Raw genomic sequence first — 20787 nt, forward strand, 5'->3', positions numbered from 1 at the left:
GGCAGGGTGGTGATAGCGATTACGCGGCGATGCGCGAGGCGAAGTCGGCCAGGTAGCGGTCGGTGATGCGTTGCTGGAATTTCAGGTTTTCCAGCGGCGGCACGGGCGTGTAGTCGTAGTCGATGGCCAGCTTGCCGTCTTTCAGCGCCGTCTTGTCGTTGTACTGCTCGTCATACCAGGCGTGGCCATCGATGATGTAGCCCTGCAGTTTCAAGTCGCGGAATTTGGCATTGATGCTTTCCAGCAGGTCGCGCACCAGGGACGGATGCAGGGGCACGTCGACGTAAGCGAAGTGCGCCTCGGCGATGGTGTCGGCCAGCACCTGGGCCGTGCGCGTGTAGCTTTCGAAATAGAAGAAGCCGCCTTGCGCCTCGCAGGTGCGCGAACCCCAGAAGCGGTAGCCGCTCATGTTGATCAGGGTAGTCACTTCCTTGGCGTTGAGCATGCCGGCATCCGTGGCCGGGTCTTGCAAGTCGAAAAACACATCCTTGCTGATGCCGGTCGGGCCGTTCACGACCACGTTGGACAGCGTCTTGTGCCAGCCAGTTTCCTCGTCGATCTTTGCGCGCAGGCCCATGGCGTAGGCGACGGCCGAAATGCTGGCTTCGGCGTCGATGGCGGTATCCCAGTTGATAAAATCCGGCCAGATGAGCATCAGTTCGCGCTGGCCGAACTGGCCGCGGTAGGTGATGGCTTCCGTGGCGGTGGCGCAGCCGTAGGCCGACGCATAGGCAAAGGCGCGCAGGCGCTGCGCCACGCTGGCCAGGGCATTGGTGACTGCCTGGGTGTCCAGGCCCGGCGCGCCCAGGATGCGCGGTTTCACGCCCAGCTTGCTTTGTGCGGCCAGCAGTGCCTGGGCGCCCAGGTACTGGCCATCCGGCGACACACCGCCCACGGCGTTGCTGGTGGTTTCCTCTTCCGTCTCGCCCTCGGCCACGCGCACCACGACCGTCAGGGGTTTGGTCTGCGCGGCAATCGCTTTCAGCGCGCGGTACAGGGTGCCGCTCTTGCCGGCCTTGCCCATGGCGGCCAGCACGTTGGTGACGAGCACAGGTTTATTCAGCGGGAAGGCGGCCACGTCGGCATCGTCGGCCGTGGCGATCAGGCCCAGCACGGCGGTGGACACGGTGCGGATGGGGCGCGAACCCTCATTGATTTCAATGACGCGCACGCCATGGTGGTAGTCGGTGGCCATAGGGCTCTCCTGGTGAGTGGTGAATGGGGAGTTACAGAGTGGATGCCATGCCGGCGGTATCGTCGAAGGCGCGCCGTGCCTCGCCGGACAGGGTGGCGGCGATGCGCGCGTATTCGGCGCTGACGGCCACTTGCAGCGCCTCGATGTCCTGCGCGGCGGCAACCGTCGGGCAGATGGTGATGTCGAGCAACCAAGTGCGCGCTGCCGCGATGGCTTGCACGGTATCCGCGTCGTCGTCGGCCATGGCGGCAAAGCCGATGCCGGCCAGGCGGTTGAGGATGGCGTCGCGCGTCTGGCGCACGCTGGCCAGGTATGGAGCGGCCAGCACGGCAAAGGGCAAAGGCGGGGGCGCGGTGATGTCCCACTTGCCGCCGGATTTTTTACGGATGGTCGCGCCAGCGCTGATTGCCTCGCGCAGCATGACTTCATCTTCGGGCGTGACTTCCACGCCATCAGCCGGCCAGGTGCCTGCCGCTTCATACGCGGCTTGCATGTCGGCCGGAAAGAAGCCACGGGCCTTGTTGGAATAGAGCATCGTCATGTTATTTTCCGATGGCGATGAAGTTGGCGGAGGCATCTGTAGCTGCATAGGCGTTAAATCCGGTAATGGTGGGAGAGTCCGAGCTGACATAGCCAGGGTAGTTGCCGTTCGATACGGTGAGGAAGACGCGCAGGCACTGCTTCGGAAAGGCATATTGAAAGGCCACGCGCGTCCCCGCCGGCCCTGCCGTCACAGAACCCCATTGCATGATGAAGTCCCCCGGCAGTTTCAGATCACCGTCAGGCAGCAGCCTGGATGCAAAGTCCGCATTGCGCCACAGCTCGGCGGTTGAAGCGATGACTCGCCAAGTCTGGTTGGTGGTCGCCATCAAGGTGAGCGACTGCCCTTTTTTGAGCGTGATGCTTGCCGTGGCGTCCGGGGCCGTGAGCGACGCGCCGACACCGGCGACCAATTGCACGTTATAGGGGCCGGTGCAGTGCAGGTGAACGCACGCCCCGGCGGTGTAAGGAATCTCCAAGGCCTGCGGCGTTGGAATGGTGAGCGTTGTTGCGGCAAAACCAAGCAGGAGAACAGAACCGGTGTCATCCGCGGTGAGCGCGCGGTCGGCATCCACACGAACGTATCCGACCATGCCACCGCGCGCGCGCTGGACAAAATTGGTGTTGGCCAGCTTGGTCGAGGTGTCAAACTTCGGTGGCGTGACCACTTCTTTCTTGCTGTATTGGGAGTGCGGATCGGCAGCATCTTGGTGCTTTGCCAGTTGCTGGTCGCCGTAGGTGCGTGCACTGGCGTCCTGCTGATCGACATAAGCGACCTTCGCCAAGAGCGGATGCGGGTCAGCGGCAGCCTGATGCTTGGCCAGTTGCTGATCGCCATAGGTGCGTGCGCTGGCGTCCTGCTGATCGACGTAAGTGACCTTGGCCAGGAGCGGGTGCGGGTCGGCGGCAGTCTGGTGCTTGGCCAGTTGCTGGTCGCCGTAGGTGCGTGCGCTGGTGTCTTGTTGATCGACGTAGGTGACTTTTGCCAGGAGTGGGTGCGGGTCGGCGGAAGCCTGATGCTTGGCCAGTTGCGTATCGCTGTAGGCACGTACGGTAATGTCCTGGTCATCGACATACTTGCGCGTAGCCAGTATGACGGACGGGGCGATTTTCAGCTCGACAGCTGCCGTGCTTGCGACGATCAATACGATGCGCACCACTTGCGTGCGTGCGCTGCCCTCGGCCATCACTGGTTTGTAGCTGGGCGGGCAGTTGGCCACGGCGCACAGGTCCCCGGCCTCGTCGTAGATGCCGATTTCGCGTATCCACCAGCCGCCCACATTCTCGGGCAGCACCTGTTCGACGATGATCTGGCTGGTGTTGGCCGGGTCGACCGTCAGCTGATTCAGGCCGGCACGGCGCACTTCATGCACCAGCGCCTTTTGCGTGCGCGATGGCATGGGCAGATTGCCGTTGCCGTCGCCCACGGCCATGGTTTTCAGTTTCAGGGTTTGACCCAGGGCAATGGCATTGGCCAGCTTGGCCTCGCCCACTTCGGTCAGGATGGCAAAGTATGTGCTCATGGATAGATGGTCAGGGTGTCGATGGTATGGGATGCGCCGGCCTGCAACAGCGTGCCGCGCACTTCGATGGTTTCCGCGATCCAGGGATACACGGTCATGCTGTCGCCGTGGTAGGCGCAAGCGCCCGCGTAGACGTTGCCGCGACTTTCCAGATAAATGGCCAGGCCCGTCATGTGGCGGCTGACGGGCTTGGCGTCAGCAATCAGGCGTTCCATTTCCTGAAACATGGCGTCCGTGATGCCCGAGTCCAGCACGCCGACATCGAGGCGGAAGGTGCCCGGTACGCCCGGTGGCGTGGTCTGCCACCATTCGGTAATGCGGATCAGATAGCCCAGGGACTCCACCACGCGGCGCACGGCGGCAATCGTGCCCTTGTGCTTGTGGATGAAGTAAGACGCTTTGATGGTGCCGCGTTTGATCGACTCGGGCCAGGCGTCGTCCCAGCGGTCGACGGAACAGGCCCAGGCCAGAAACGGCAGCAGATTGACGGGGCAGCGGTCGGCATTCCACAGGTCGCGCAGCGGCACGGGCACGTTGACCAGCTCGGCGCAGGCCACAGCAATGGCGCGCTCGAGCGCCGTGGAGTTGGGCGGCAGTGTCGGCACGGTCTTATTCATCGAGCACCACCACATTCAACTTGATGGCGGTGCAGCGCGCGGCCTGGGTGGCGTTCAGTTCGATGTCGGCCACCGGGCTGGTGAGCACGACCTTGCGCACGCCCTCGACGTGCACGGCGGCACTGCAGGCGGAACGATAAATGCTGTGGCCCAGCGGGCGGCGCGGCTGCGAAACGCGCACGGCGTTGGCGCGCGCGGCGTCCAGAAGAATCGGGACTTCCGGGCCGACGCCGATAAACAAGGTGGCCTCGATCTGGTAGTCGATGACCTGTGCGGCTTGCACCGTCAGGCGGTCGCCCAGGGGGCGCACGTCCTCGGCGTTGAGCGCGCGCGCCACGGTGGCCAGCAGCGCGGCGTCGGCGATGCCCGTGTCGTTGTTGGCCAGCACCGTGACGATGACGTGCGCCGGCGCGGGGCTGGTGGCGCTCGCGTCCTTGACCTGGCCATTCGCACTGCGGGCGTGAAATTCATACGACGCTTTCGGGCCGGCCACGGACAGGCCGTCCGGCGCTTCCTGGATGCGCAGGCGATAGGCGTCGTTATCTTCCATGACGGCGGCCACGGGCGGCAGGGCGCTGGGATTGGCCGGGTTGATGACCAGGCGCGCCACGTTGACGTTGGCGCCCAGCTGGTCCAGGTCGCCGTCGAGCGCAAACGCCAGCATGACGGCCTTGCCCGCCTCGTTGACTCGGTTACGCAGGATGGTTTCCTGATAGCTGTTCTCTTCCAGCAGCTTGGTGGCCGGTTCCGATTCCAGTTCCAGCAGGGCCGTGACGGCCGCGCGCTCGGCTTCCGGCAGCAGGCTGACCAGGTGCGCTTTACGGCTGGTGAGGATGGTTTCGAAGTCCAGCACCTCGACCACGCTGGGCGCCGGTAATTGGGTCAAGTCGATGGGCGTGCTCATACGCTGCCGCCTTGCTTGACGGGTACGGCCAGCGTGATGCCCTGGCCATTCGCCGTGCCATCGAGCAGCAGCGCGATGGCGCCGTCCGTGTCGCGCGTGAGCTGCACGCTGGAGAGCTGCAGGCGCGGCTCCCAGCGGCGCAGGGCAAAGGCGGTGGCGGCATAGATGCGCAACTGCGTGGCGCTGTTCAGGGGCTGGTCGATCAGCTCCGGCACTTCGGAACCATAGCGGCGGCGCCGGATGCGCGAGCCGATGGGCGTGGTGATGATGTCGGCCACGGACTGGCGCAGATGGCCCAGTCCCGTCAGGCTGCGCCCGGTGGCGGCGTGCATGCCCATCATGCTTGTGGCCCGCCCGACTGGTCGCCGCCGGCCTTGACGCCGCCGTGCGCATGTTTGGCCAGGCTGATGGCGCCAGCCAGCACGTCCTCGCTAGCTTTGACAGTCCCTTGCACGGCCATGGCCACGCCGCCAGCGGCGCCGGCCTTGGCATTCACGCCGCCGTTCAGCGCGGTGGCGCCGTTCACGGTCGCCGATTGCTCGACAAGCAGATTGCCCATCACGGTCAGGTCGCCCGTGCAGATGGTGCTGGGCGCGTTCGATGTCACCTTGTCGGCCGTGATGGTGGCCGTGCCGCCTGGCAGCGTGGCCGTCAGGGCGTGGGCAGCATGGTCGTATTGCACCACGGCGCCGTCGGGGTAGTGCGTGGTGTGGATGCTGTCGCTCGATTCGGGCGCGTCAAATGCCTGCGAGTACAGCGCCGGCAGGATGATGCCGCGCGTCAGGTCGCCGCCCGGGGAAAAGACGATGACTTGTTCGCCGACGGTGGGCGCCGACCAAGTAAGGGTGCTGCCGGCGCGTGGCGTGGCCCATTTCAGCCATTCTGTGGTGAGTTTAGGTCCGAGCTGGACGCGCGCCTTGGCCCCTTTGACCTGGGCAATGGTGCCCAGGCGAATCAGGTTTTGCAGCAAGCGGAGGAGGTCGGACAGGTCGGCGTTCATGCAGTGCATGTTGCCGAAGTCCGCGTGCGAATGCACGCGGGGGCGGGTTGATAAGCTGTTTAATGGCTTTGATTATTTTGATACATCAAATGAGATATGTATTTTTCTAAGTTGATCGGAGTAAAATTCATTTGAATATACTTATAATTTGAATTCCCACTGAGGAAAGAATCCAGAAAGAAGTGTTTCTGGATCTTCAAGTGTTGCAATTATAATTTTTGTTCCTAGTGGTCGCCCCCCATGAATCTTATCCCCATCGAGAAGAATGTTCCGAATTTCTTCGGCATGATTTTGATTGGTGGCAATCCATACGACTGTGAGATCTTCTAAAATTTTACCTTCAGGATTGTCGAAAATGCTGCTAGCTACTATAGTCGATGTTCTGTCGTATAAGTTCGCAACATTTTTTGCTGAAAAGACAGTGGCAATTATGTATTTGCAATGTTTGTTTCCGCTGTAGCTTGATACTGTCATCTTGTCTGGCGAGGCAACAACCATCATGGCCTTATTTAATAGCCAATTTTTAAGTGCCTCGTATGCCCTAAAATCAGCATCCATTCGACGCTGACTCGTTAATTTTTTTATAGATGAAATATCTTTTACCTCTTGAATTGCATCTTCTGAAACTCTCGCTTTCAACGTTTTCTTGGCATTCTCAAGAAAATTGTGAGGGCTATACATTAAAAGATTTTTTAACTTTCCAATTCTGAGTGCTTCATCAATAAGTTCTGCTCTCGGTCCAATAGTTTTCGGGCCATCAACATCTATAATTCGCCACCAATCTTCTTTTGCATCGTCTGTTATAAATATCAATGACTTTATCTCTTTCTCCCTGCAGTGCTCTAACATCTGTTTCCAAAGAATGAAGTCCCCATACTTGCGCTTGTAGATTAAACCAGCATGCATAAACTCATCAGGCTCTTTTCTTTCCTTAGAGTCATCTTCAAAGCCAGGTGGAATTCTAAATTTATAGCGAGCCTCGCCTTCTTTGTGAAGCGTGTCTAATTGTTCTTGCTTTGTGAATCCCAATCCAATACGTCCTTCGAATAGAGATTCTAGCTTGATTTTCAAATGATCTTCGCCGGTAATGGTCTGTTGAGATTTTTCTAGCTTTTTCAGTTCATCTAGAAAATCACTTGTTAAATTTTCGATGCCAGAAATTAATGGTTCGGTATTGATTAGGGAGTGACGTTCCTGTAATTTTAGTTTTTCAAGTTCGTTCGATAAACCTGTCTTGGCTTTTTCTACAGTGCGTTTGACTTCCGAAAAACGCTTTATTTGTTCGGCGATAACAGACTGACGATTTTTCTGAAATTCGAGTCCGACTTGATATGGAATCCATATTTTATCGGCAATGCTATCAAGGACGGCTAGTAGCTCGTCTCTGGTATTGACTCGATAGCGGTAAAGGTTGAGTAAAACATTTGTATCAAAGACGAATAAAGCCTCTTGCCATACATCTTCGTAGTTTACTGTACGGCTAACATCGTACTCAGGAAACATGTCTTTCATAAGTGTCTTGGTCCTTTTTCTTAGAGTTTGCATCGAAATTTTCTATGTAACTCTAACTTAAGTAGCAACCAATGTCATTGAAGTTCCATTAAACTAACTCATACGTGGGCTAGGTTACGGAGCAAAGATTCTCGGATCAACGTCCGATCCGCCTCACTGAATCCCAAGAGTGGGCGCGCCGGGAAGCTGTATTTTGGGCCCTTCTTGGAGACACTATCCGTCAAGCCCTCATGATGCACCCGCGCGATGTGCATCACTTTACCTACGAAGACAACAGTCAACTGGCCAGGATCGGCATGCACCTTCAGGTATTTCGCTGTACGGATTTTGGCGAACATGGCGGCCTTCTGCCGTTTGATGCGCCCATTCTTTCCCTTGAATTCCTTGCGCCGCTTGCGCGCCGGATAGGCTGTGCCGTCCGGCCCCTGCTGCGCCTTGATGCGCTGCGCCTGGCTGCGGCGCAGATCGATGGCCACTTTGTGATTGATTGCGCGGCGCTGGGCTGGCTGCAGCTTGGCCAGCAGGGCGCCGGCCCAGGCTTCCAGCGCGTGCAGGTCGTCGCTCATGTCGTGGCCTCGGGCGTGCGCCATTCGGCCAGCAGGGTGTCGCCGTCGTACAGCTTCCAGAACTCGTCTGCATAGGCCGGCGTGTGCTGTATCTCAGCCAGGTGCTTGATGTCCAGGCGGCCCGCTTCGCCGGTCTTGACGGCCACGCGCTCGGTCAGGTCCAGCTTGATCGAGACATCCACCGTTTCATGGTTGTTGAAATCGACTTCGAAGGCAATGCCGTGCTTGCGGGTTTCCTCGTTGGCCATCAGGTCGAGCTGGTGGACTTTGAGCCAGGCGATCAGGGCCACCATGATGGCGTCGGCGTCGCCCGCGTAGTCGGTGACTATCAGGTTGAGCTTGAAGCGGTATTCGAAGGAGAGGGAGGCGGTGGCACTGGCCACCACGTTGCCTTCGTCGGCGAAGACCAGCAGGCGGTCGGGGTCGCGCTGCAGGTCGGGGATGGCGGCGGCCAGGTGCTGGCGCAGGCTATTCGGTTTGTACATGGTAGGTGTCTCGCACGGTGTTGTAGGCGTCGATGCAGGCGTTCAGTTGCCGGGTGGCGTCGTCGCCGTCGCCGGCAATGGCGTCAAGAGCTGCCGCAGTCGCTGGGTCAAGTTCGGCGTGCGTTTCACGCCGATGGCCTGTGGCAGGGGCGGTATCTGTAACTGCGGCGCACTGGCCGCTGGCAATGGGGATTGACAGGCGCACAGCGCCGCTGCGCACGTCAGCATTGAAACGGTCACGTTCAGTTTTCGCATGGGATTGCTCCTGGGTGAGGTGGTCGGCGCGCTGCGCCAGGGTGGCGCCGGCCGCGCGCTCCAAGGTGAGCACGCGGGCGGTGTCCAGGGCCAGTTCGGTGGCGGCATTGGTTTTGCTGGTGGCGGCCGCCCGCTGTAGTTCGGCGATGCTGGCGTCCTTGCGCCAGCCCTGCGTCGCCCAGCCCGCGACGGCGCCGCACAACAGGCAGGCGGCCAGTGGACGCCAGGTGGTTGTGGTCACATCGCCACCCGTTCCTTGATCCAGCCGAACAGAAAGCGGCGCTGGGTCTTGTTGGTCTCGGTGATTTCCAGGTAGCGCGCCGCCTGCACGCCATTCAAGGCACGCAGCAGCACGGCGGCGCCGTCCTGGCCGCGCCACTGCAGGAAGGCGGCGAGCGCGCCCAGCGACTGCGCGCCCAGGCGGCCGTCGACGAACAGGGCGGGGTAGCGGGCGCCCGTGTCATTGAAACCGTTCAGCCAGCGCTGCAGGAATTCAGCCGCGCGGTGCGGCCCCATGTTGACGCCCGTGTCGATCAGCTCGGCGCCGATGCCGGCATGCAGGGCCAGCACCTGGTCGAACTTCGGTTCCGTGATGTAGCGCGCCGTGTAGATGGCGCGCGCCACGGCCTCGGGCAGATCGCGCATCGGCCCCATGTAGCCGTTGGCGTGCGCCACTGCCACGGTGATGCCGAAATTGGTTTCGCCGCCCTTGTCTGCCGGGTCGTTCACGTAACCACCTTCGGCGCGCAGGATGGCGTCGATGACGCGTGCGATCAGGGGATTTTCCGGGGTGGCCATCAGTGTTCCTTCGCGTCTTTGACCAGCTCGGCGATGTCCTTGTCGCTGCGGCGCTGGAACCACAGGGCCACGGCGCGCGATACCCACCAGCCGGGCGCGCCCACGATTAGATCGATGGCGGAGGCGTTGACCATGGCGCCAATGGCCGGGAGCTGAGCGCACAGCAGCTGGTACACGGTGCCGCCCAGCAGGCACGAGAACACCCCGGCACAGGCTAGGCGGGCGACGAATTCACCCTTGTTGAAGGTGCCGTCGCTGTTCAGGGGCGGTAGGACGATGTACAGCATGGCGGCGCCGACCATGCCCAGTGCCGCCTTGAAGCCGTACAGTTTGACCAGGGTGGCGAAACCACCAAACGATTCTGCGGACATTGCTTGATACTCCGAGGTTAGGGGGGATAGATTTTTCATGAGGGTAAAAAGGTGGATTGCTGCGTTAATCCCATAGCTGCACGATGTCTGCGGCTTGGGTCATGCTGGGCGCTGCCTCGGGCAGGGTGACGACCAGGCCGGCCGGCAGCACGGCGCCGTGGCGCGCCAGCGCGGGATTCATTTCCAGGGTGTGCTCGACGTATCCCGCACCGTCGCCCAGGTAGCGCCACACCAGGGCGTCCACCGTGTCGTGCTGTTGCGTGCGCACCTGCATCAGATCAGCTCCACGGTGAGGTGCGTGCGCCCGACCATATCGGCGATGGCCCATTGCGCATTGCGCCGCTGCGCGCCGGGTGCCTCGTCCAGCCACTCCATGCTTTTCTTGTCGCTGACGGACGTGGCCGTGCTGTCGTAGTCGCGGTAACGCTCGATCAGATCCGCTTTCGCCGTGCTGTAGACGGCGCGCCGGTACTGCGCCAGCAAGCGGGATTCGCGGTTGATGCGCGCGGCTGGCACGTCCACCAGGGCGCTGATACCGGCAGCGGCCTGCTTGCCCTGCCAGTCGGCCAGCTCGCGGTTGACCTGCAGGATGGCGTCGACCACGGCTTGCACCAGGCGCGCGTCGGTGACGGTGCCATCCAGGCGCATCGCATCGCGCATATCGGTGAGCAAGATGTCGGGAAACCAGCCGTCGTTTTCGATGATGCCTACGGCCGGCGCTGGCGGCGCCGGGGCGGTGCCGGGCGGGATGGACGGGGGCAGGGCCATGAAGGACATACGGGACGCTTTCAAAAGTGGGCGGTGGACGGGGTTCATCAGGCAAATGAATTAGCCAGAATCCCCCCGTGCCGCCGTGCTGCGGGGGATGCTCTTTACGTGGAACCGGCCGCGCGCTTGAGGCGCCGTTCCAGCCGTTCCATATCTTTCTTGACGCCGCACGACTCGGACAGGGCGCGCGCGCGTTTCAGCTGGACCATGGCCGTTTCCGCCTGCGCCACCAGCGCCGGGGCGATGTCCGTGTCGTCGGCCTGATCGAGCACGGCGATCATGGCCAGGCCGATGGCCTTGTGCAGCTTGGCGCGCGCCTGGTCGGGTGCGTCGCTGGCGGCCGTCAACTGCTCGACGGTGCCCAGCACCTGCGCGGCGTGCTGCGGATCGGCGGCCAGCTTGCCGTGCAAGTAGCCTTCGGCGAACTCGTCCAGCATCAGCGTGGCGATGTCGCGGCTGTAGGTGTCGGGCAGGGTGAACTTGTGTTCAAGGGCGTAGGCGGCCATGACCAGGGCGCGCTCATACTCGCCCGTGTCGATGTGCCACACCAGCAGGGTGGCGAAGACGTCATCCTGCGCGCCCTTGCCGCCCGCCAGCACGCCGTCGATCCACTGCGCATAGTCGGGCAGCAAGGTGGCCTTGACCTCGATCTTGCGTTCGACCGACTGGATGGACTTCAGGCGGCGCCGGTCGTCGGCCAGTTTGTAGAGCATCATTTCGTAGGCCGTGCCGGTGGTGACGCCCTGCGGCGCGGCGGCGCCGGCCGTGCGCTCGGCCAGCATGCGCGCGCGGTGGCGCAGGGCGGGGGATTGGTTCGCCATCACTTGTCTTTCAGCTCGATGTTTTCCACCAGCGCGGCCAGGCCCAGGTCTTCGATCACGTAGGCGTCATTCGACGACTCATAGTTTTCGATGCGGTCGCGTTTCGGCACGTCCTCGACGCGGCGGCGGCGCGCGCCTTCCTGGAAGTAGATCGACAGATTGTCGAAGCGGGTAATCAGGATGGCGTTGTCCGGGAAGTAGGGCACGCGCGCGGCCTGCAAGCCGCCGATGCGTTTCTGGCTGATGATGATGTCGGCCGCCAGGGTTTCCGTGGGCGCCTGCTTGGTGTTGACCAATGGGAAATACTTGTCGTTCAGCAGCTTGCGCCCGACGATGGCCACCAGGTTGGTGTCTTCCTGATACCAGGGATCGAGCAGGTTGACGGCATCGGTCACGGCCGCGTCGAGGTTCGCATAGTCGGCGCCGTCCACGTCGCCGATGATGACCTTGCCCGGCATGCCAGCGGCCACCAGGCCCAGCACGCGCTCGGGCGCCAGCTCGCGCAGGTGTTGCAGCCAGCCTTTATTGACGTCCTGCAGCAGCGGGTTGGCGTCCAGGTCGGTGTCGGCCATGGCCTTCACGCCATTGAAACCGATGACGATGCGGTCGAGCGCCTGGCGCGTGAGGATGGCATTGGCCACGCGCGACTGGAAGTCGGCGAACTTGGCCCAGGCGTCCAGCTTGGCATAGTTCAAATGCGTATCGAAGTTGGTTTGCTCGCAGCGGTACTTGGTGCCGTCCAGGGTGGACAGGTCGCGCGTCTTGCGTTCCTTGTCCTTGGTGTTGGTGCGGCCGGCAATCGGGCCGGACACGCCCAGGCCCAGCTTTTCGCCTTCCTGCTCGGTCACGCCGATGATGTTCACTTTCGACAGGAACTCGCTCGATTCCTGCATCTTCGTTTCCAGCTTTTGCTGCACGCTGGGCGTGACGCTGAAGGTCTTGGCCACGTTGTCCGTGTCGTTCAGTTGGCCCAGGCGGGTTTCGTATTGGCCAAAGACCTGGCGCGTTTGCTTTTTCATGAATCATTGCTCCGTTGTTGAATGGGGTAGGTGGATAGCGCGGGCGCTTAAAACTCGGTCTGCACGGCGCCGTCGTTGCCGGTGGCGGCCGGGCGGCGCGGGCCGTTGCCGGGTGCTTCATCCATCTGCGCCTTGAAGGCGGCCAGCTCGTCCTGCGTGGCCTTCAAGGCTGTTTCGGCTTTCTCCAAGCGCGCCAAGGTGCCCGTGTAGTTGTCGTTGGCGGTGACGACGTGGCCGGCCAGCGCCTCGACGGCTTCGCTGATGTCGGCGAACTGCGCCGCGTCGGCGCCGGATTTATGGGAGAAACGCGACAGCAGGTTTTTCACGGCGTCGGCCAGCTTGATGCCCTGCGGCTCGTCAAATTCCAGCGTCACCTCGACGGCAGAAGTAAACAGGTTGGTGCTTTGCTGCTTGCGGCTGGCGGAGAATTGCAGCGCTTCGGTGCCCAGGCTGGCCGGGCTGTCGGTAACACCCAGGCCGACCAGGTAGGGCTGCGCCGAGTCGGCAAAGTCGGGCTGGATTTCCAGGCTGGTGTACAGCTTTTGTTTCGCCTTGTTGATGGCCACCAGCTCCGGCGTGGGTTCGATCTGCGCGAACAGGGCCAGTTTTTTGCCGCTGTCGGTGTCGACTTCCTCGGCTTTCACGGCGATCACGTCGCCGTAGGCCTTGAACTGGCTGTCGGGCAGGATGCCGCGAATGTGTTCGAGCCAGATGCGCGCGCCGTAGGTTTTCGGGTTGTAGGTGGCGGCGATCTGCTCGATGGTGGCGCGGTCGATGTTGCGACCGTCCGTGGTGGCGCCTTCGGTGGCGACGCGGAAGAATTTCGATTTGGACATGGTGGGCGTTCTCGGTTGATCGGATAACGCCATGGTCAACGTCTTGGCGCTGCGATTCAATGCGCTGCGGGTTGCTATGGGCCATAGCGACTTTTGCCTTTCCCCGTTCCGCGCGCGCGCGGCCTACGCTGGCGGCATGCTGACAATCGAGAAAACAAGCGAACAAACCGTCGATGGAATCATCGGCGAACTGGCCGTGCCCGAATCCGAGCCACGGCGCGCCGCGCGCGCCCTGTACTGGAAGGGCTGGCGCATTTCGTCCATCGCCCGCCACCTGGGAATTAAGCGCAGCACCATCAATAGCTGGAAAGAGCGCGACGAGTGGGACAAGGCGCAGGCCATCGAGCACGTCGAGGCGTCGGCCGAGCTGCGCCTGGTGAAGCTGATCGAAAAAGAGGTCAAGAGCGGCAGCGACTACAAGGAAATCGACTTGCTGGCGCGCACCATCGTGCAGATGGCGCGCGTGCGCCGCTATGAGCAGCCGGGCGGCAACGAGGTCGATCTCAACCCCAAGCTGGCGAACCGCAATGCCGGGCCGAAGAAGAAGCCGACGCGCAACGACTTCAGCGAAGAACAGAAAATCCAGCTGCTCGACGCCTTCCAGGATTCGCTCTTCGATTATCAAAAGGTCTGGTATCGCAACGGCGACCAGCGCACGCGCGCCATTTTGAAGTCCCGCCAGATCGGCGCCACCTGGTACTTTGCGCGCGAGGCGCTGGCCGACGCGATGGAGACGGGCCGCAATCAAATCTTCCTGTCCGCATCGAAGTCGCAAGCCCACGTCTTCAAGCAATACATCGTGCAATTCGCGCGCGAGGCGGCCGGCATCGAGCTGACCGGCGACCCCATCGTGCTGCCGAACGGCGCGCACCTGTACTTCCTGGGCACGAACGCGCGCACGGCGCAGGGCTACCACGGCAATTTCTACTTCGATGAATTCTTCTGGACACAGAATTTCCAGGAGTTGAACAAGGTGGCCTCGGGCATGGCCATTCACAAGAAATGGCGCAAGACCTATTTTTCAACGCCATCCTCAACCACGCACCAGGCCTATCCGTTCTGGACGGGCGAGCTGTTCAACAAACGCCGCGCCAAGGCCGACCAGGTGAACATCGACGTGAGCCATGGCCGCCTGTCGTCGGGCTTTACGGGCGAGGACAAAATTTGGCGCCAGATCGTCACCATCCTTGACGCCGAGCGCGGCGGCTGCAACCTGTTCGACATCGACGAACTGCGCAACTTCGAATACAGCCCCGACCAGTTCGACAACCTGCTGATGTGCAACTTTATTGACGACTCGGCCTCGGTCTTCCCGCTGGCCGAGCTGCAGCGCTGCATGGTCGATTCCTGGGTCGAATGGGACGACTACAAGCCCCTGCTGGGCCTGCGCCCGTTCGGCAACCGGCCCGTGTGGATCGGCTATGACCCGGCCTTGAACGGCGACAGCGCAGGCTGCGTGGTGCTGGCGCCGCCCATGACGGCCGGCGGCAAGTTCCGCATCCTGGAGCGCCACCAGTGGCGCGGGCAGAGCTTCGAAGACCACGCCGACGCCATCCGCCAGATGACCCAGCGCTACAACGTCGAATACATCGGCATCGATACCACGGGCATGGGCATCGGCGTGCTGCCTATCGTGCGCGGCTTCTTCCCGGCCGTCACGCCGCTGAACTACTCGCCCGAAGTCAAGACCCGCATGGTCTTGAAGGCCAAAAACATCATCAGCAAGGGCCGGCTGGAGTTTGACGCCGGCTGGACGGACATCGCGCAGTCCTTCATGGCCATCCACAAGACCCTCACCTCAAGCGGACGGCACGTGACCTATGTCGCCGGCCGCAGCGACGAAACCGGCCACGCCGATCTGGCGTGGGCCTGCATGCATGCCCTCGATCACGAGCCATTCGAAGGCACCACCGACAACCACCACTCTTTCATGGAGATTTATTCTTGAGCAAAGCACGACACATGCGCGCGCGCGGCCAGCAGGCCCAGGGCGCCCCATCAACAGCGGCCACGGCGCCGGCCGCCGCCGGCATCGAGGCGTTTTCCTTCGGCGACCCGACGCCCGTGCTCGAGCACGCCGACATTCTCGATTGCTTCGAATGCTGGAAGAACGGCCACTGGTATGAGCCGCCCGTCAACCTGGCCGGCCTGGCCAAGTCCTTCAATGCCGGCGTGCACCACAGCAGCGCCATCCACTTCAAGGCCAACGTGCTGACGTCCACCCTGATGCCGACGAAATACCTGTCGCGCGATGGCTTCAAGCGCATGGCCCTGGACTATCTGACCTTTGGCAATGCCTACCTGGAAGACCGCCCCAGCCGCAGCGGCAAGGCGCTGGCGTACCAGCATGCGCTGGCCAAGTACATGCGGCGCGGCGTCGATTTGGACACGTATTTCTTCGTCAACGGCTATCAGGCTGTGCACCAGTTCGACAAGGGCCGCGTGTTCCACCTGATGGAGCCGGACGTGAACCAGGAGCTGTACGGCGTGCCGCAGTACCTGAGCTCCCTGCAATCGGCCTGGCTCAACGAGGCGGCTACTCTGTTCCGCCGCAAGTACTACAAGAACGGCTCGCATGCCGGTTTCGTCTTCTACATGACGGACGCGGCCGCCAATACCCAGGACGTGGACAACCTGCGCCAGGCCATGCGCGACAGCAAGGGGCCGGGTAACTTCCGCAACCTGTTCATGTACGCGCCGAACGGCAAGAAGGACGGCATCCAGATTCTGCCCGTGTCGGACGTGGCCGCCAAGGACGAGTTTTTCAATATCAAGAGCGTCACGCGCGACGACCAGCTGGCCGCGCACCGCGTGCCGCCCCAGCTCATGGGCATCCTGCCGAACAATGCCGGCGGCTTCGGCGCCGTCGAGCCGGCCGCGCGCGTCTTCGCGCGCAATGAGCTGGTGCCGTTGCAGGCGCAGTTCATGGCCATCAACGAGTGGGCCGGCGTGGAAGTGGTGCGTTTCGCCCCGTATGACCTGGCCACGGGCGGGGAGGGCACGCAATGAGCGACCACGTCGACAACACCGACCAGATCATCTTTGCCGAAGTGGCGCGCGGCCTGGCCGCCGTGCGCGGCCGGCCCACCCTGGCGGCGCATGGCTGCTGTCATTATTGCGACGAGGCGCTGGCGCCCGCGCTGCTGTTCTGCGATGTGGACTGCCGCGACGACTATGACAAGGAGCAGGCGGCCAAGGCGCGTGCCGGCAGCGCAGGATGACCGCCATGCCGCGATAGCCGGCAGGGCAGGGCCGCGACAGTCCAGCCGCGCCAAAGCGCCCCAGCCACCGCACAAGCCGCCCACGAGGCGGCTTTTTCACGCCCTGATGATTGATGTTGCACCAGAAGCAAGAAAAAAGCCCATTTCGGCCCGGCGCGCGCAGTTGTCCCCCCTCCACACCTGCCCGCTAGTTAGGGCTCTTTTGACTCAAATTTGCGCCATGGCCGAAGGCGCATGAGGACTGGCGCGGCGGGGCGAAGAGGGGGCATGCGATTTGACGCATTTTGACGCACTTTGAGCGGCTTTTCATGCGGGCGGTTTGAACGACGTGGGAACGATGTTGTTTTCGCGCTGCGCCGCGCCCTGGCGCGGTTCTGGCCCATGTATTGGTGCCTGCACTATGAGCATCGTTCATCCTCACGCCCTCGCGTCATTGCCGGGTATTGCGGCCTCAAGAACTCTTGATATACTGTATTTATATACAGTATTTTATTCAGGTGTCACGATGATTGTTAAAATGTTAAAGATGCGCCTTGCTGGCGTGGAGGTGCCCAAGCGACGGCTGCATGATCGCTACAACTCAGCGCAGTCCGGCAAGTTGGAAGTCGTTGAAACGACGGACCAAGGCCTGCACCGTCTGGTAAAGCTGGCCCGCTTCACTCATGAAGGGAGCGGAAACCATGTTGAGACACTTTTCGATGTGAATTTGCTCTGGTATCGGGATGGGCGAATGGTGTTGTCAGGGTTTGAGCGCAGCAAAAAAGATATGCAATTTTGCGACTACGCGCAGTCCTGGCTGTGTTTTGTCGGGACGGAGCCGCCGCCAATGCCAGAAGGCAGGTAGAATAAATTGCATGTGCGCCGACTATACCCCCAGCCGTAGCGATCAAATCGAACAGCATTTTGCTGTCCGCTCCCCTCAATTTGACCTGCCGCCGGAAGCTTGGCCAGGGTATATGGCGCCGATCATTCGTGCCTCGCACGACGTGCCCGGTGAGCTGGAAGTCGCGCCGGCATGTTTTGGAATGGTGCCCCATTGGGCCGATATGAAGCTGGCGCGCCAGACCTACAATGCCCGCACCGAAACCGTGGCGCAGAAACCATCCCTCCGCAATGCTTGGAAGCGCAATCTAAAGGAACTGATAAATGACTAAGCCGTATCACGTATTCATTTCGTATGCCACGGAAGATGAAGCGTTCACGAAAGAGATAGTGGGCTCACTAAAACATCTAGGTGTTCGCGTATGGTTTGCTCCGCTTTCTTTGGAATTCGGATCAAACTTACTGAGTTCCATTAATGCGGGCTTGAAGAATTCAGAATTCGGCTTTGCTGTTCTGTCCCCGATCTACATTGCAAAGAAGTGGACCGGCTACGAATTGGATATCATGATGCGACAGCATATCGAACAAGATAAAAAGTTGTTTCCGGTATGGCACGGAGTCACCAAGAAGGAATTAGACGATTGGAATGAGGGAATCGCAGGGATTGTAGCCATGAACAGCACCGAGGGAGCGCCTGCTATCGCTGAAAAAATCGCCAAGCGAGTTTACAAGGGAAGTCCAACCGTAGGCGTATCCCCTTCCTATGAAAATCCACAGTGGAGATTCTTGCAAGGTCAAGGAGAATTGTTTGCAAATACGGATCGCGGCAGATGCTTCAATATTTATGAAGCAGCCGAGTTCACAGATGACCAGTTTCCTCTCTATGTCCACGATAAACTCTACTCTAAGGAAGAAATTATCTTAGGAGTAGCAGCGGTCTTCCATTACAGCAATCCCGACGCAATCCCGATCACAACGGATCGAAAAAAACGACTTCTCAAGCTTTGCAAAGATCACGGTTACGACGTAAAAGACAAGAACTTCGATCCAGCAATGCACGGATGGTAGGCGGAATGTACTGCTGCATCATCACTGTATCTTAGAGTCATCGCTCGGAGCAAATCGTTTCCGCATCGCCTGTTTCGGGTGGTACAAGCTGGGCGTGGCAAGACGCTAGAAAAACATTGCGTGCGAAATGGAAATTATCCTAACCTATTGATATAAATGGAAAATTTCGGAGACTTGAAAACTAGCGACGGGTTAAGCTATTCGTGAGATTCGAAGGGCTGCTCCTCACTGCCAAGTAGGGTGCGGCTAATATTGCATAGTGGCGATTTGTTGTGTGTGATGTAATACGGCAGCAGGGCGCGTTGGAAAATTTAAAAACCGTTGGAAAATGAAAAAAAGGTTACAAGCCGAAGCATGTAACCCTTTGATTCTCCTGCTCATTCTGTGTGGTGGCTGATGGGGCTCGAACCAACGACAACAAGAATCACAATCCTAGGTGCAAGTAGCAAAGGACTGTTTCTAAAGTGCTTCAGGCGAATTCTCGTTAAGTCTATTTTTTGCCAATTCGATGACATACAGGGCGCGTGCTTCATCAAAGGCATATTTTTTCATAAGCCTTATTACCATGCCATTAACAGTCATTCCGCCTTGAAGAAAGGTGAGTGCCGTATTAGCAGCATCGAAATATAGACCTTGTTCAAGTACCGATACTGAGTGCGCTATGAAGTCATTTTTTCTCGCGTTATCAGCCTGGTCAATTGTTAGACTCTCTCTTGCTTCCAACTTGCGGACACGGCCAAGCATGCTGCGGGTAGTATCCAAAATTTCATTCAAAATTTCCTTGTCGTCTCTCGGTTGAATAACTGTGACAGGAGGATTTTCGTCAATAATTTTGTCAAATTCAGTTTTAAACTGAGGCCAATAGGTATCGAAAACACGTTTTAAAACAGATAGCTCCAGACTGTTTGCGCTTAAAGCATTGTTTAATGTTGCGACCAAGCTCCACATGCTTTCGTAAGTTGCGAAAGTATGATTGAACTGAGAGAGCGGAGGTTGAAGATCAGCAGTTTCTAGATCGACAAGAAAAGTGCAAACACGACTGTTGGCTAGTCCTTTTGCTAGAGCTCCAGCCTCAAAAAGAATCCATGGAGCATTTTTGTTTTCCTGCGTAAGACAGATGACGCCGACCGCGGTGTCTTTCAATTCGTTATTAATTTCGGAAAACCACAAAGCACCTCGTTCGATGCCCTTTGAAGAAATCCACGGTTGTGCAGCTTGAATAACGCACTTGATCCAATCATGCAAAAGCTCCGCAGTTAGCTTACTACGCAGCCCAGACCAGCTCATGAACACTTTCATAGAATATTCCTAATTTGATAATTTTCTAAGTCTATCCTATGTTGTCGTGGAGAACGCGAATATTGCAGCTATTTAAGTGTAGTTTTAGGTGTAACTTATGTCAGGTGAGCTAATTTCTCATAGGTAAAAGCACTGCTGCATCATCACTGTGTGATGCTGCGAGGTGTCGTCAGGTAGGGTTGGGGGGCATGCACAGTCTTTTTTGCATCAATGTTCGTGTGTAGGTATTTTCGTAGGTATGGCTTTTCTAATTAGCTTAAGAGTGGCATGAAAGATTGCTATTCGTATTACACCGCTTCCGCCAAGAAATAAAAAGAAGAGCCGCCCCCTTGGGCGGCTTTTTTTATTTCTTGGCGGAAGCGAGCAGGGCGGCGCCCTGCGTGTGAGATTCGAAGGGCTGGGCCTACCGGCCCAGCCCGCCCCGAATCCTCCAACTGCTGCCGCTGCGCGGCAGCTCCGCGCGCCGTGGGCGCGCGTTCGTGCTTCCAATCAGTTTTTCGACTGAGCCAACTGTCACAGAACCCCACGCCTCAGTCCGTGTCAGAGCGCCAAACCTGACCCTCGCGTCAGTGCGCGTGGTGTGTACTGCCCAAGGGATTTACAGGGGAAGCGGGAGAGTGCTCCTTTACAATAACAGGTGTTTTGCCCCCATGCTTCCTTGCGTTCTTGTCAGCATGATTTTTGCTTGTTAATAGTTAATTTTTTACTTTTTCAACAACTTGATTAAAGAAAATATTTACTCAAAAATGGAAATTTAAGTTATCTTTAAGACAAAAAAGGAGACATTTTTCTCTTTTATTGATGAGGCAAAAATGCACGTGAACAACCTTGATGAACCCATATTTGCTATTGCAGCCAACCAAAATTATGACTGTTTAAGGCATGACGGTCTAACAGCGCAAAAAGTCGATGTCGGAGTCATTTTTCAAGAAATGCTAGGCACAGCGACTGCGGCCGCCTACTTGGCGAAAAACAACGTTCCTATGCACATAGCGCTCCGGGTATTGACGCAAACCCATCGCAAAGCTACGAAATGAGGGGATGGCTGTTGTTGCTGAGTCGCTAACGTACGAAAAAAAGCTGTCATTTTGTTGTCATTCCCAGGCTAAAACACCCCAAATAATGACAGCCTTCTTCTAGCTGCCTAGTTGATTCTAAAATTCAGTG

25 protein-coding genes are annotated in these 20787 nt (G+C 59.1%); 6 read left to right on the forward strand and 19 right to left on the reverse strand.

Annotated elements, in window-relative coordinates; translation table 11 throughout:
* Nucleotides 1-19: 19 nt before the first annotated feature.
* The 18 genes from BLT98_RS24295 to BLT98_RS24380 all read right to left on the reverse strand — a co-directional run bounded on the left by BLT98_RS24295 (nt 20) and on the right by BLT98_RS24380 (nt 13210).
* Nucleotides 20-1195, reverse strand: coding sequence for a phage tail sheath protein (locus tag BLT98_RS24295; RefSeq protein WP_092612287.1), 1176 nt, complete (start codon nt 1193-1195; stop codon nt 20-22).
* A gap of 31 nt (nt 1196-1226) precedes the next feature.
* Nucleotides 1227-1736 carry a hypothetical protein gene (locus BLT98_RS24300; RefSeq protein ID WP_092612290.1) on the reverse strand — a complete coding sequence of 170 codons (510 nt, stop codon included), beginning with the start codon at nt 1734-1736 and terminating at the stop codon, nt 1227-1229.
* A gap of 1 nt (nt 1737) precedes the next feature.
* Nucleotides 1738-3258, reverse strand: a complete 1521-nt coding sequence (locus BLT98_RS24310) for a phage tail protein (protein WP_139179364.1) — start codon at nt 3256-3258, stop codon at nt 1738-1740.
* Nucleotides 3255-3875 carry a phage tail protein I gene (locus BLT98_RS24315; protein ID WP_170846483.1) on the reverse strand — a complete coding sequence of 207 codons (621 nt, stop codon included), beginning with the start codon at nt 3873-3875 and terminating at the stop codon, nt 3255-3257. The genes BLT98_RS24310 and BLT98_RS24315 overlap by 4 nt, the downstream gene beginning before the upstream one ends.
* A complete protein-coding gene (locus BLT98_RS24320) occupies nt 3868-4779 on the reverse strand; it encodes a baseplate assembly protein (RefSeq protein ID WP_092612296.1) in 912 nt (303 codons plus the stop codon). Before BLT98_RS24320 ends, BLT98_RS24315 begins: the two co-directional genes overlap by 8 nt.
* Nucleotides 4776-5120 (reverse strand): GPW/gp25 family protein, encoded by a 345-nt coding sequence (locus tag BLT98_RS24325; protein WP_092612300.1) that lies wholly within the window; start codon nt 5118-5120, stop codon nt 4776-4778. The genes BLT98_RS24320 and BLT98_RS24325 overlap by 4 nt, the downstream gene beginning before the upstream one ends.
* Nucleotides 5117-5779 carry a phage baseplate assembly protein V gene (locus BLT98_RS24330; RefSeq protein WP_092612644.1) on the reverse strand — a complete coding sequence of 221 codons (663 nt, stop codon included), beginning with the start codon at nt 5777-5779 and terminating at the stop codon, nt 5117-5119. Before BLT98_RS24330 ends, BLT98_RS24325 begins: the two co-directional genes overlap by 4 nt.
* A 141-nt stretch (nt 5780-5920) precedes the next feature.
* Nucleotides 5921-7291: a PIN-like domain-containing protein gene (locus BLT98_RS28950; RefSeq protein WP_139179365.1), complete on the reverse strand. Its 1371-nt coding sequence runs from the start codon at nt 7289-7291 to the stop codon at nt 5921-5923.
* Nucleotides 7292-7389: 98 nt separating this feature from the next.
* Nucleotides 7390-7857 carry a phage virion morphogenesis protein gene (locus BLT98_RS24335; RefSeq protein WP_092612303.1) on the reverse strand — a complete coding sequence of 156 codons (468 nt, stop codon included), beginning with the start codon at nt 7855-7857 and terminating at the stop codon, nt 7390-7392.
* Nucleotides 7854-8342: a phage tail protein gene (locus BLT98_RS24340; protein ID WP_092612306.1), complete on the reverse strand. Its 489-nt coding sequence runs from the start codon at nt 8340-8342 to the stop codon at nt 7854-7856. The genes BLT98_RS24335 and BLT98_RS24340 overlap by 4 nt, the downstream gene beginning before the upstream one ends.
* Entirely contained in the window at nt 8326-8838 is a 513-nt protein-coding gene (locus tag BLT98_RS24345) for a lysis system i-spanin subunit Rz (RefSeq protein WP_092612309.1), read from the reverse strand. The genes BLT98_RS24340 and BLT98_RS24345 overlap by 17 nt, the downstream gene beginning before the upstream one ends.
* Entirely contained in the window at nt 8835-9395 is a 561-nt protein-coding gene (locus tag BLT98_RS24350) for a glycoside hydrolase family 108 protein (protein ID WP_092612313.1), read from the reverse strand. The genes BLT98_RS24345 and BLT98_RS24350 overlap by 4 nt, the downstream gene beginning before the upstream one ends.
* Nucleotides 9395-9766 carry a hypothetical protein gene (locus BLT98_RS24355; protein WP_035820867.1) on the reverse strand — a complete coding sequence of 124 codons (372 nt, stop codon included), beginning with the start codon at nt 9764-9766 and terminating at the stop codon, nt 9395-9397. Before BLT98_RS24355 ends, BLT98_RS24350 begins: the two co-directional genes overlap by 1 nt.
* A 64-nt stretch (nt 9767-9830) precedes the next feature.
* The gene (locus tag BLT98_RS24360; protein ID WP_092612316.1) at nt 9831-10040 is read right to left on the reverse strand and encodes a tail protein X; all 210 of its coding nucleotides are present in this window, start codon (nt 10038-10040) and stop codon (nt 9831-9833) included.
* Nucleotides 10040-10543, reverse strand: a complete 504-nt coding sequence (locus BLT98_RS24365) for a head completion/stabilization protein (RefSeq protein ID WP_092612319.1) — start codon at nt 10541-10543, stop codon at nt 10040-10042. The genes BLT98_RS24360 and BLT98_RS24365 overlap by 1 nt, the downstream gene beginning before the upstream one ends.
* Nucleotides 10544-10638: 95 nt before the next feature.
* Nucleotides 10639-11355, reverse strand: a complete 717-nt coding sequence (gene gpM / locus BLT98_RS24370) for a phage terminase small subunit (protein ID WP_092612321.1) — start codon at nt 11353-11355, stop codon at nt 10639-10641.
* On the reverse strand, nt 11355-12374 hold the full coding sequence (locus BLT98_RS24375) for a phage major capsid protein, P2 family (RefSeq protein ID WP_092612324.1): 1020 nt from the start codon (nt 12372-12374) through the stop codon (nt 11355-11357). The genes gpM and BLT98_RS24375 overlap by 1 nt, the downstream gene beginning before the upstream one ends.
* 47 nt (nt 12375-12421) lie before the next feature.
* Entirely contained in the window at nt 12422-13210 is a 789-nt protein-coding gene (locus tag BLT98_RS24380) for a GPO family capsid scaffolding protein (protein WP_092612327.1), read from the reverse strand.
* 136 nt (nt 13211-13346) lie between these two features.
* On the opposite strand from BLT98_RS24380, the gene BLT98_RS24385 reads away from it, so the two are divergent.
* The 6 genes from BLT98_RS24385 (at nt 13347) to BLT98_RS24410 (ending at nt 18321) form a co-directional block, all read left to right on the forward strand.
* The gene (locus BLT98_RS24385; protein ID WP_092612647.1) at nt 13347-15158 is read left to right on the forward strand and encodes a terminase ATPase subunit family protein; all 1812 of its coding nucleotides are present in this window, start codon (nt 13347-13349) and stop codon (nt 15156-15158) included.
* Between the two features lie 14 nt (nt 15159-15172).
* Nucleotides 15173-16219 (forward strand): phage portal protein, encoded by a 1047-nt coding sequence (locus tag BLT98_RS24390; protein ID WP_092612330.1) that lies wholly within the window; start codon nt 15173-15175, stop codon nt 16217-16219.
* Complete coding sequence (locus tag BLT98_RS24395; RefSeq protein WP_092612333.1) at nt 16216-16431, forward strand: hypothetical protein; 216 nt, start codon at nt 16216-16218, stop codon at nt 16429-16431. Before BLT98_RS24390 ends, BLT98_RS24395 begins: the two co-directional genes overlap by 4 nt.
* Before the next feature lie 400 nt (nt 16432-16831).
* Nucleotides 16832-17275 carry a hypothetical protein gene (locus tag BLT98_RS24400; protein WP_139179367.1) on the forward strand — a complete coding sequence of 148 codons (444 nt, stop codon included), beginning with the start codon at nt 16832-16834 and terminating at the stop codon, nt 17273-17275.
* A gap of 10 nt (nt 17276-17285) precedes the next feature.
* On the forward strand, nt 17286-17585 hold the full coding sequence (locus BLT98_RS24405) for an SOS response-associated peptidase family protein (RefSeq protein WP_092612339.1): 300 nt from the start codon (nt 17286-17288) through the stop codon (nt 17583-17585).
* A complete protein-coding gene (locus BLT98_RS24410) occupies nt 17578-18321 on the forward strand; it encodes a toll/interleukin-1 receptor domain-containing protein (RefSeq protein WP_092612342.1) in 744 nt (247 codons plus the stop codon). The genes BLT98_RS24405 and BLT98_RS24410 overlap by 8 nt, the downstream gene beginning before the upstream one ends.
* Before the next feature lie 459 nt (nt 18322-18780).
* Here BLT98_RS24410 and BLT98_RS24415 read toward each other — a convergent pair whose 3' ends face one another.
* On the reverse strand, nt 18781-19620 hold the full coding sequence (locus tag BLT98_RS24415; protein ID WP_092612346.1) for a TIR domain-containing protein: 840 nt from the start codon (nt 19618-19620) through the stop codon (nt 18781-18783).
* Nucleotides 19621-20787 lie beyond the last annotated feature (1167 nt).

It is taken from the genome of Janthinobacterium sp. YR213 (genome assembly GCF_900099875.1).
Lineage (GTDB): Bacteria > Pseudomonadota > Gammaproteobacteria > Burkholderiales > Burkholderiaceae_D > Janthinobacterium > Janthinobacterium lividum.

Excerpts from the sequence above, each read along its gene's own strand:
- BLT98_RS24295 (WP_092612287.1), bottom strand. The coding sequence starts at position 1,195 with ATGGCCACCGACTACCACCATGGCGTGCGCGTCATTGAAATCAATGAG.
- BLT98_RS24300 (WP_092612290.1), bottom strand. The coding sequence starts at position 1,736 with ATGACGATGCTCTATTCCAACAAGGCCCGTGGCTTCTTTCCGGCCGAC.
- BLT98_RS24310 (WP_139179364.1), bottom strand. The coding sequence starts at position 3,258 with ATGAGCACATACTTTGCCATCCTGACCGAAGTGGGCGAGGCCAAGCTG.
- BLT98_RS24315 (WP_170846483.1), bottom strand. The coding sequence starts at position 3,875 with ATGAATAAGACCGTGCCGACACTGCCGCCCAACTCCACGGCGCTCGAG.
- BLT98_RS24320 (WP_092612296.1), bottom strand. The coding sequence starts at position 4,779 with ATGAGCACGCCCATCGACTTGACCCAATTACCGGCGCCCAGCGTGGTC.
- BLT98_RS24325 (WP_092612300.1), bottom strand. The coding sequence starts at position 5,120 with ATGATGGGCATGCACGCCGCCACCGGGCGCAGCCTGACGGGACTGGGC.
- BLT98_RS24330 (WP_092612644.1), bottom strand. The coding sequence starts at position 5,779 with ATGAACGCCGACCTGTCCGACCTCCTCCGCTTGCTGCAAAACCTGATT.
- BLT98_RS28950 (WP_139179365.1), bottom strand. The coding sequence starts at position 7,291 with ATGAAAGACATGTTTCCTGAGTACGATGTTAGCCGTACAGTAAACTAC.
- BLT98_RS24335 (WP_092612303.1), bottom strand. The coding sequence starts at position 7,857 with ATGAGCGACGACCTGCACGCGCTGGAAGCCTGGGCCGGCGCCCTGCTG.
- BLT98_RS24340 (WP_092612306.1), bottom strand. The coding sequence starts at position 8,342 with ATGTACAAACCGAATAGCCTGCGCCAGCACCTGGCCGCCGCCATCCCC.
- BLT98_RS24350 (WP_092612313.1), bottom strand. The coding sequence starts at position 9,395 with ATGGCCACCCCGGAAAATCCCCTGATCGCACGCGTCATCGACGCCATC.
- BLT98_RS24355 (WP_035820867.1), bottom strand. The coding sequence starts at position 9,766 with ATGTCCGCAGAATCGTTTGGTGGTTTCGCCACCCTGGTCAAACTGTAC.
- BLT98_RS24360 (WP_092612316.1), bottom strand. The coding sequence starts at position 10,040 with ATGCAGGTGCGCACGCAACAGCACGACACGGTGGACGCCCTGGTGTGG.
- BLT98_RS24365 (WP_092612319.1), bottom strand. The coding sequence starts at position 10,543 with ATGTCCTTCATGGCCCTGCCCCCGTCCATCCCGCCCGGCACCGCCCCG.
- gpM (WP_092612321.1), bottom strand. The coding sequence starts at position 11,355 with ATGGCGAACCAATCCCCCGCCCTGCGCCACCGCGCGCGCATGCTGGCC.
- BLT98_RS24375 (WP_092612324.1), bottom strand. The coding sequence starts at position 12,374 with ATGAAAAAGCAAACGCGCCAGGTCTTTGGCCAATACGAAACCCGCCTG.
- BLT98_RS24380 (WP_092612327.1), bottom strand. The coding sequence starts at position 13,210 with ATGTCCAAATCGAAATTCTTCCGCGTCGCCACCGAAGGCGCCACCACG.
- BLT98_RS24385 (WP_092612647.1), top strand. The coding sequence starts at position 13,347 with ATGCTGACAATCGAGAAAACAAGCGAACAAACCGTCGATGGAATCATC.
- BLT98_RS24390 (WP_092612330.1), top strand. The coding sequence starts at position 15,173 with ATGCGCGCGCGCGGCCAGCAGGCCCAGGGCGCCCCATCAACAGCGGCC.
- BLT98_RS24395 (WP_092612333.1), top strand. The coding sequence starts at position 16,216 with ATGAGCGACCACGTCGACAACACCGACCAGATCATCTTTGCCGAAGTG.
- BLT98_RS24400 (WP_139179367.1), top strand. The coding sequence starts at position 16,832 with ATGAGCATCGTTCATCCTCACGCCCTCGCGTCATTGCCGGGTATTGCG.
- BLT98_RS24405 (WP_092612339.1), top strand. The coding sequence starts at position 17,286 with ATGTGCGCCGACTATACCCCCAGCCGTAGCGATCAAATCGAACAGCAT.
- BLT98_RS24410 (WP_092612342.1), top strand. The coding sequence starts at position 17,578 with ATGACTAAGCCGTATCACGTATTCATTTCGTATGCCACGGAAGATGAA.
- BLT98_RS24415 (WP_092612346.1), bottom strand. The coding sequence starts at position 19,620 with ATGAAAGTGTTCATGAGCTGGTCTGGGCTGCGTAGTAAGCTAACTGCG.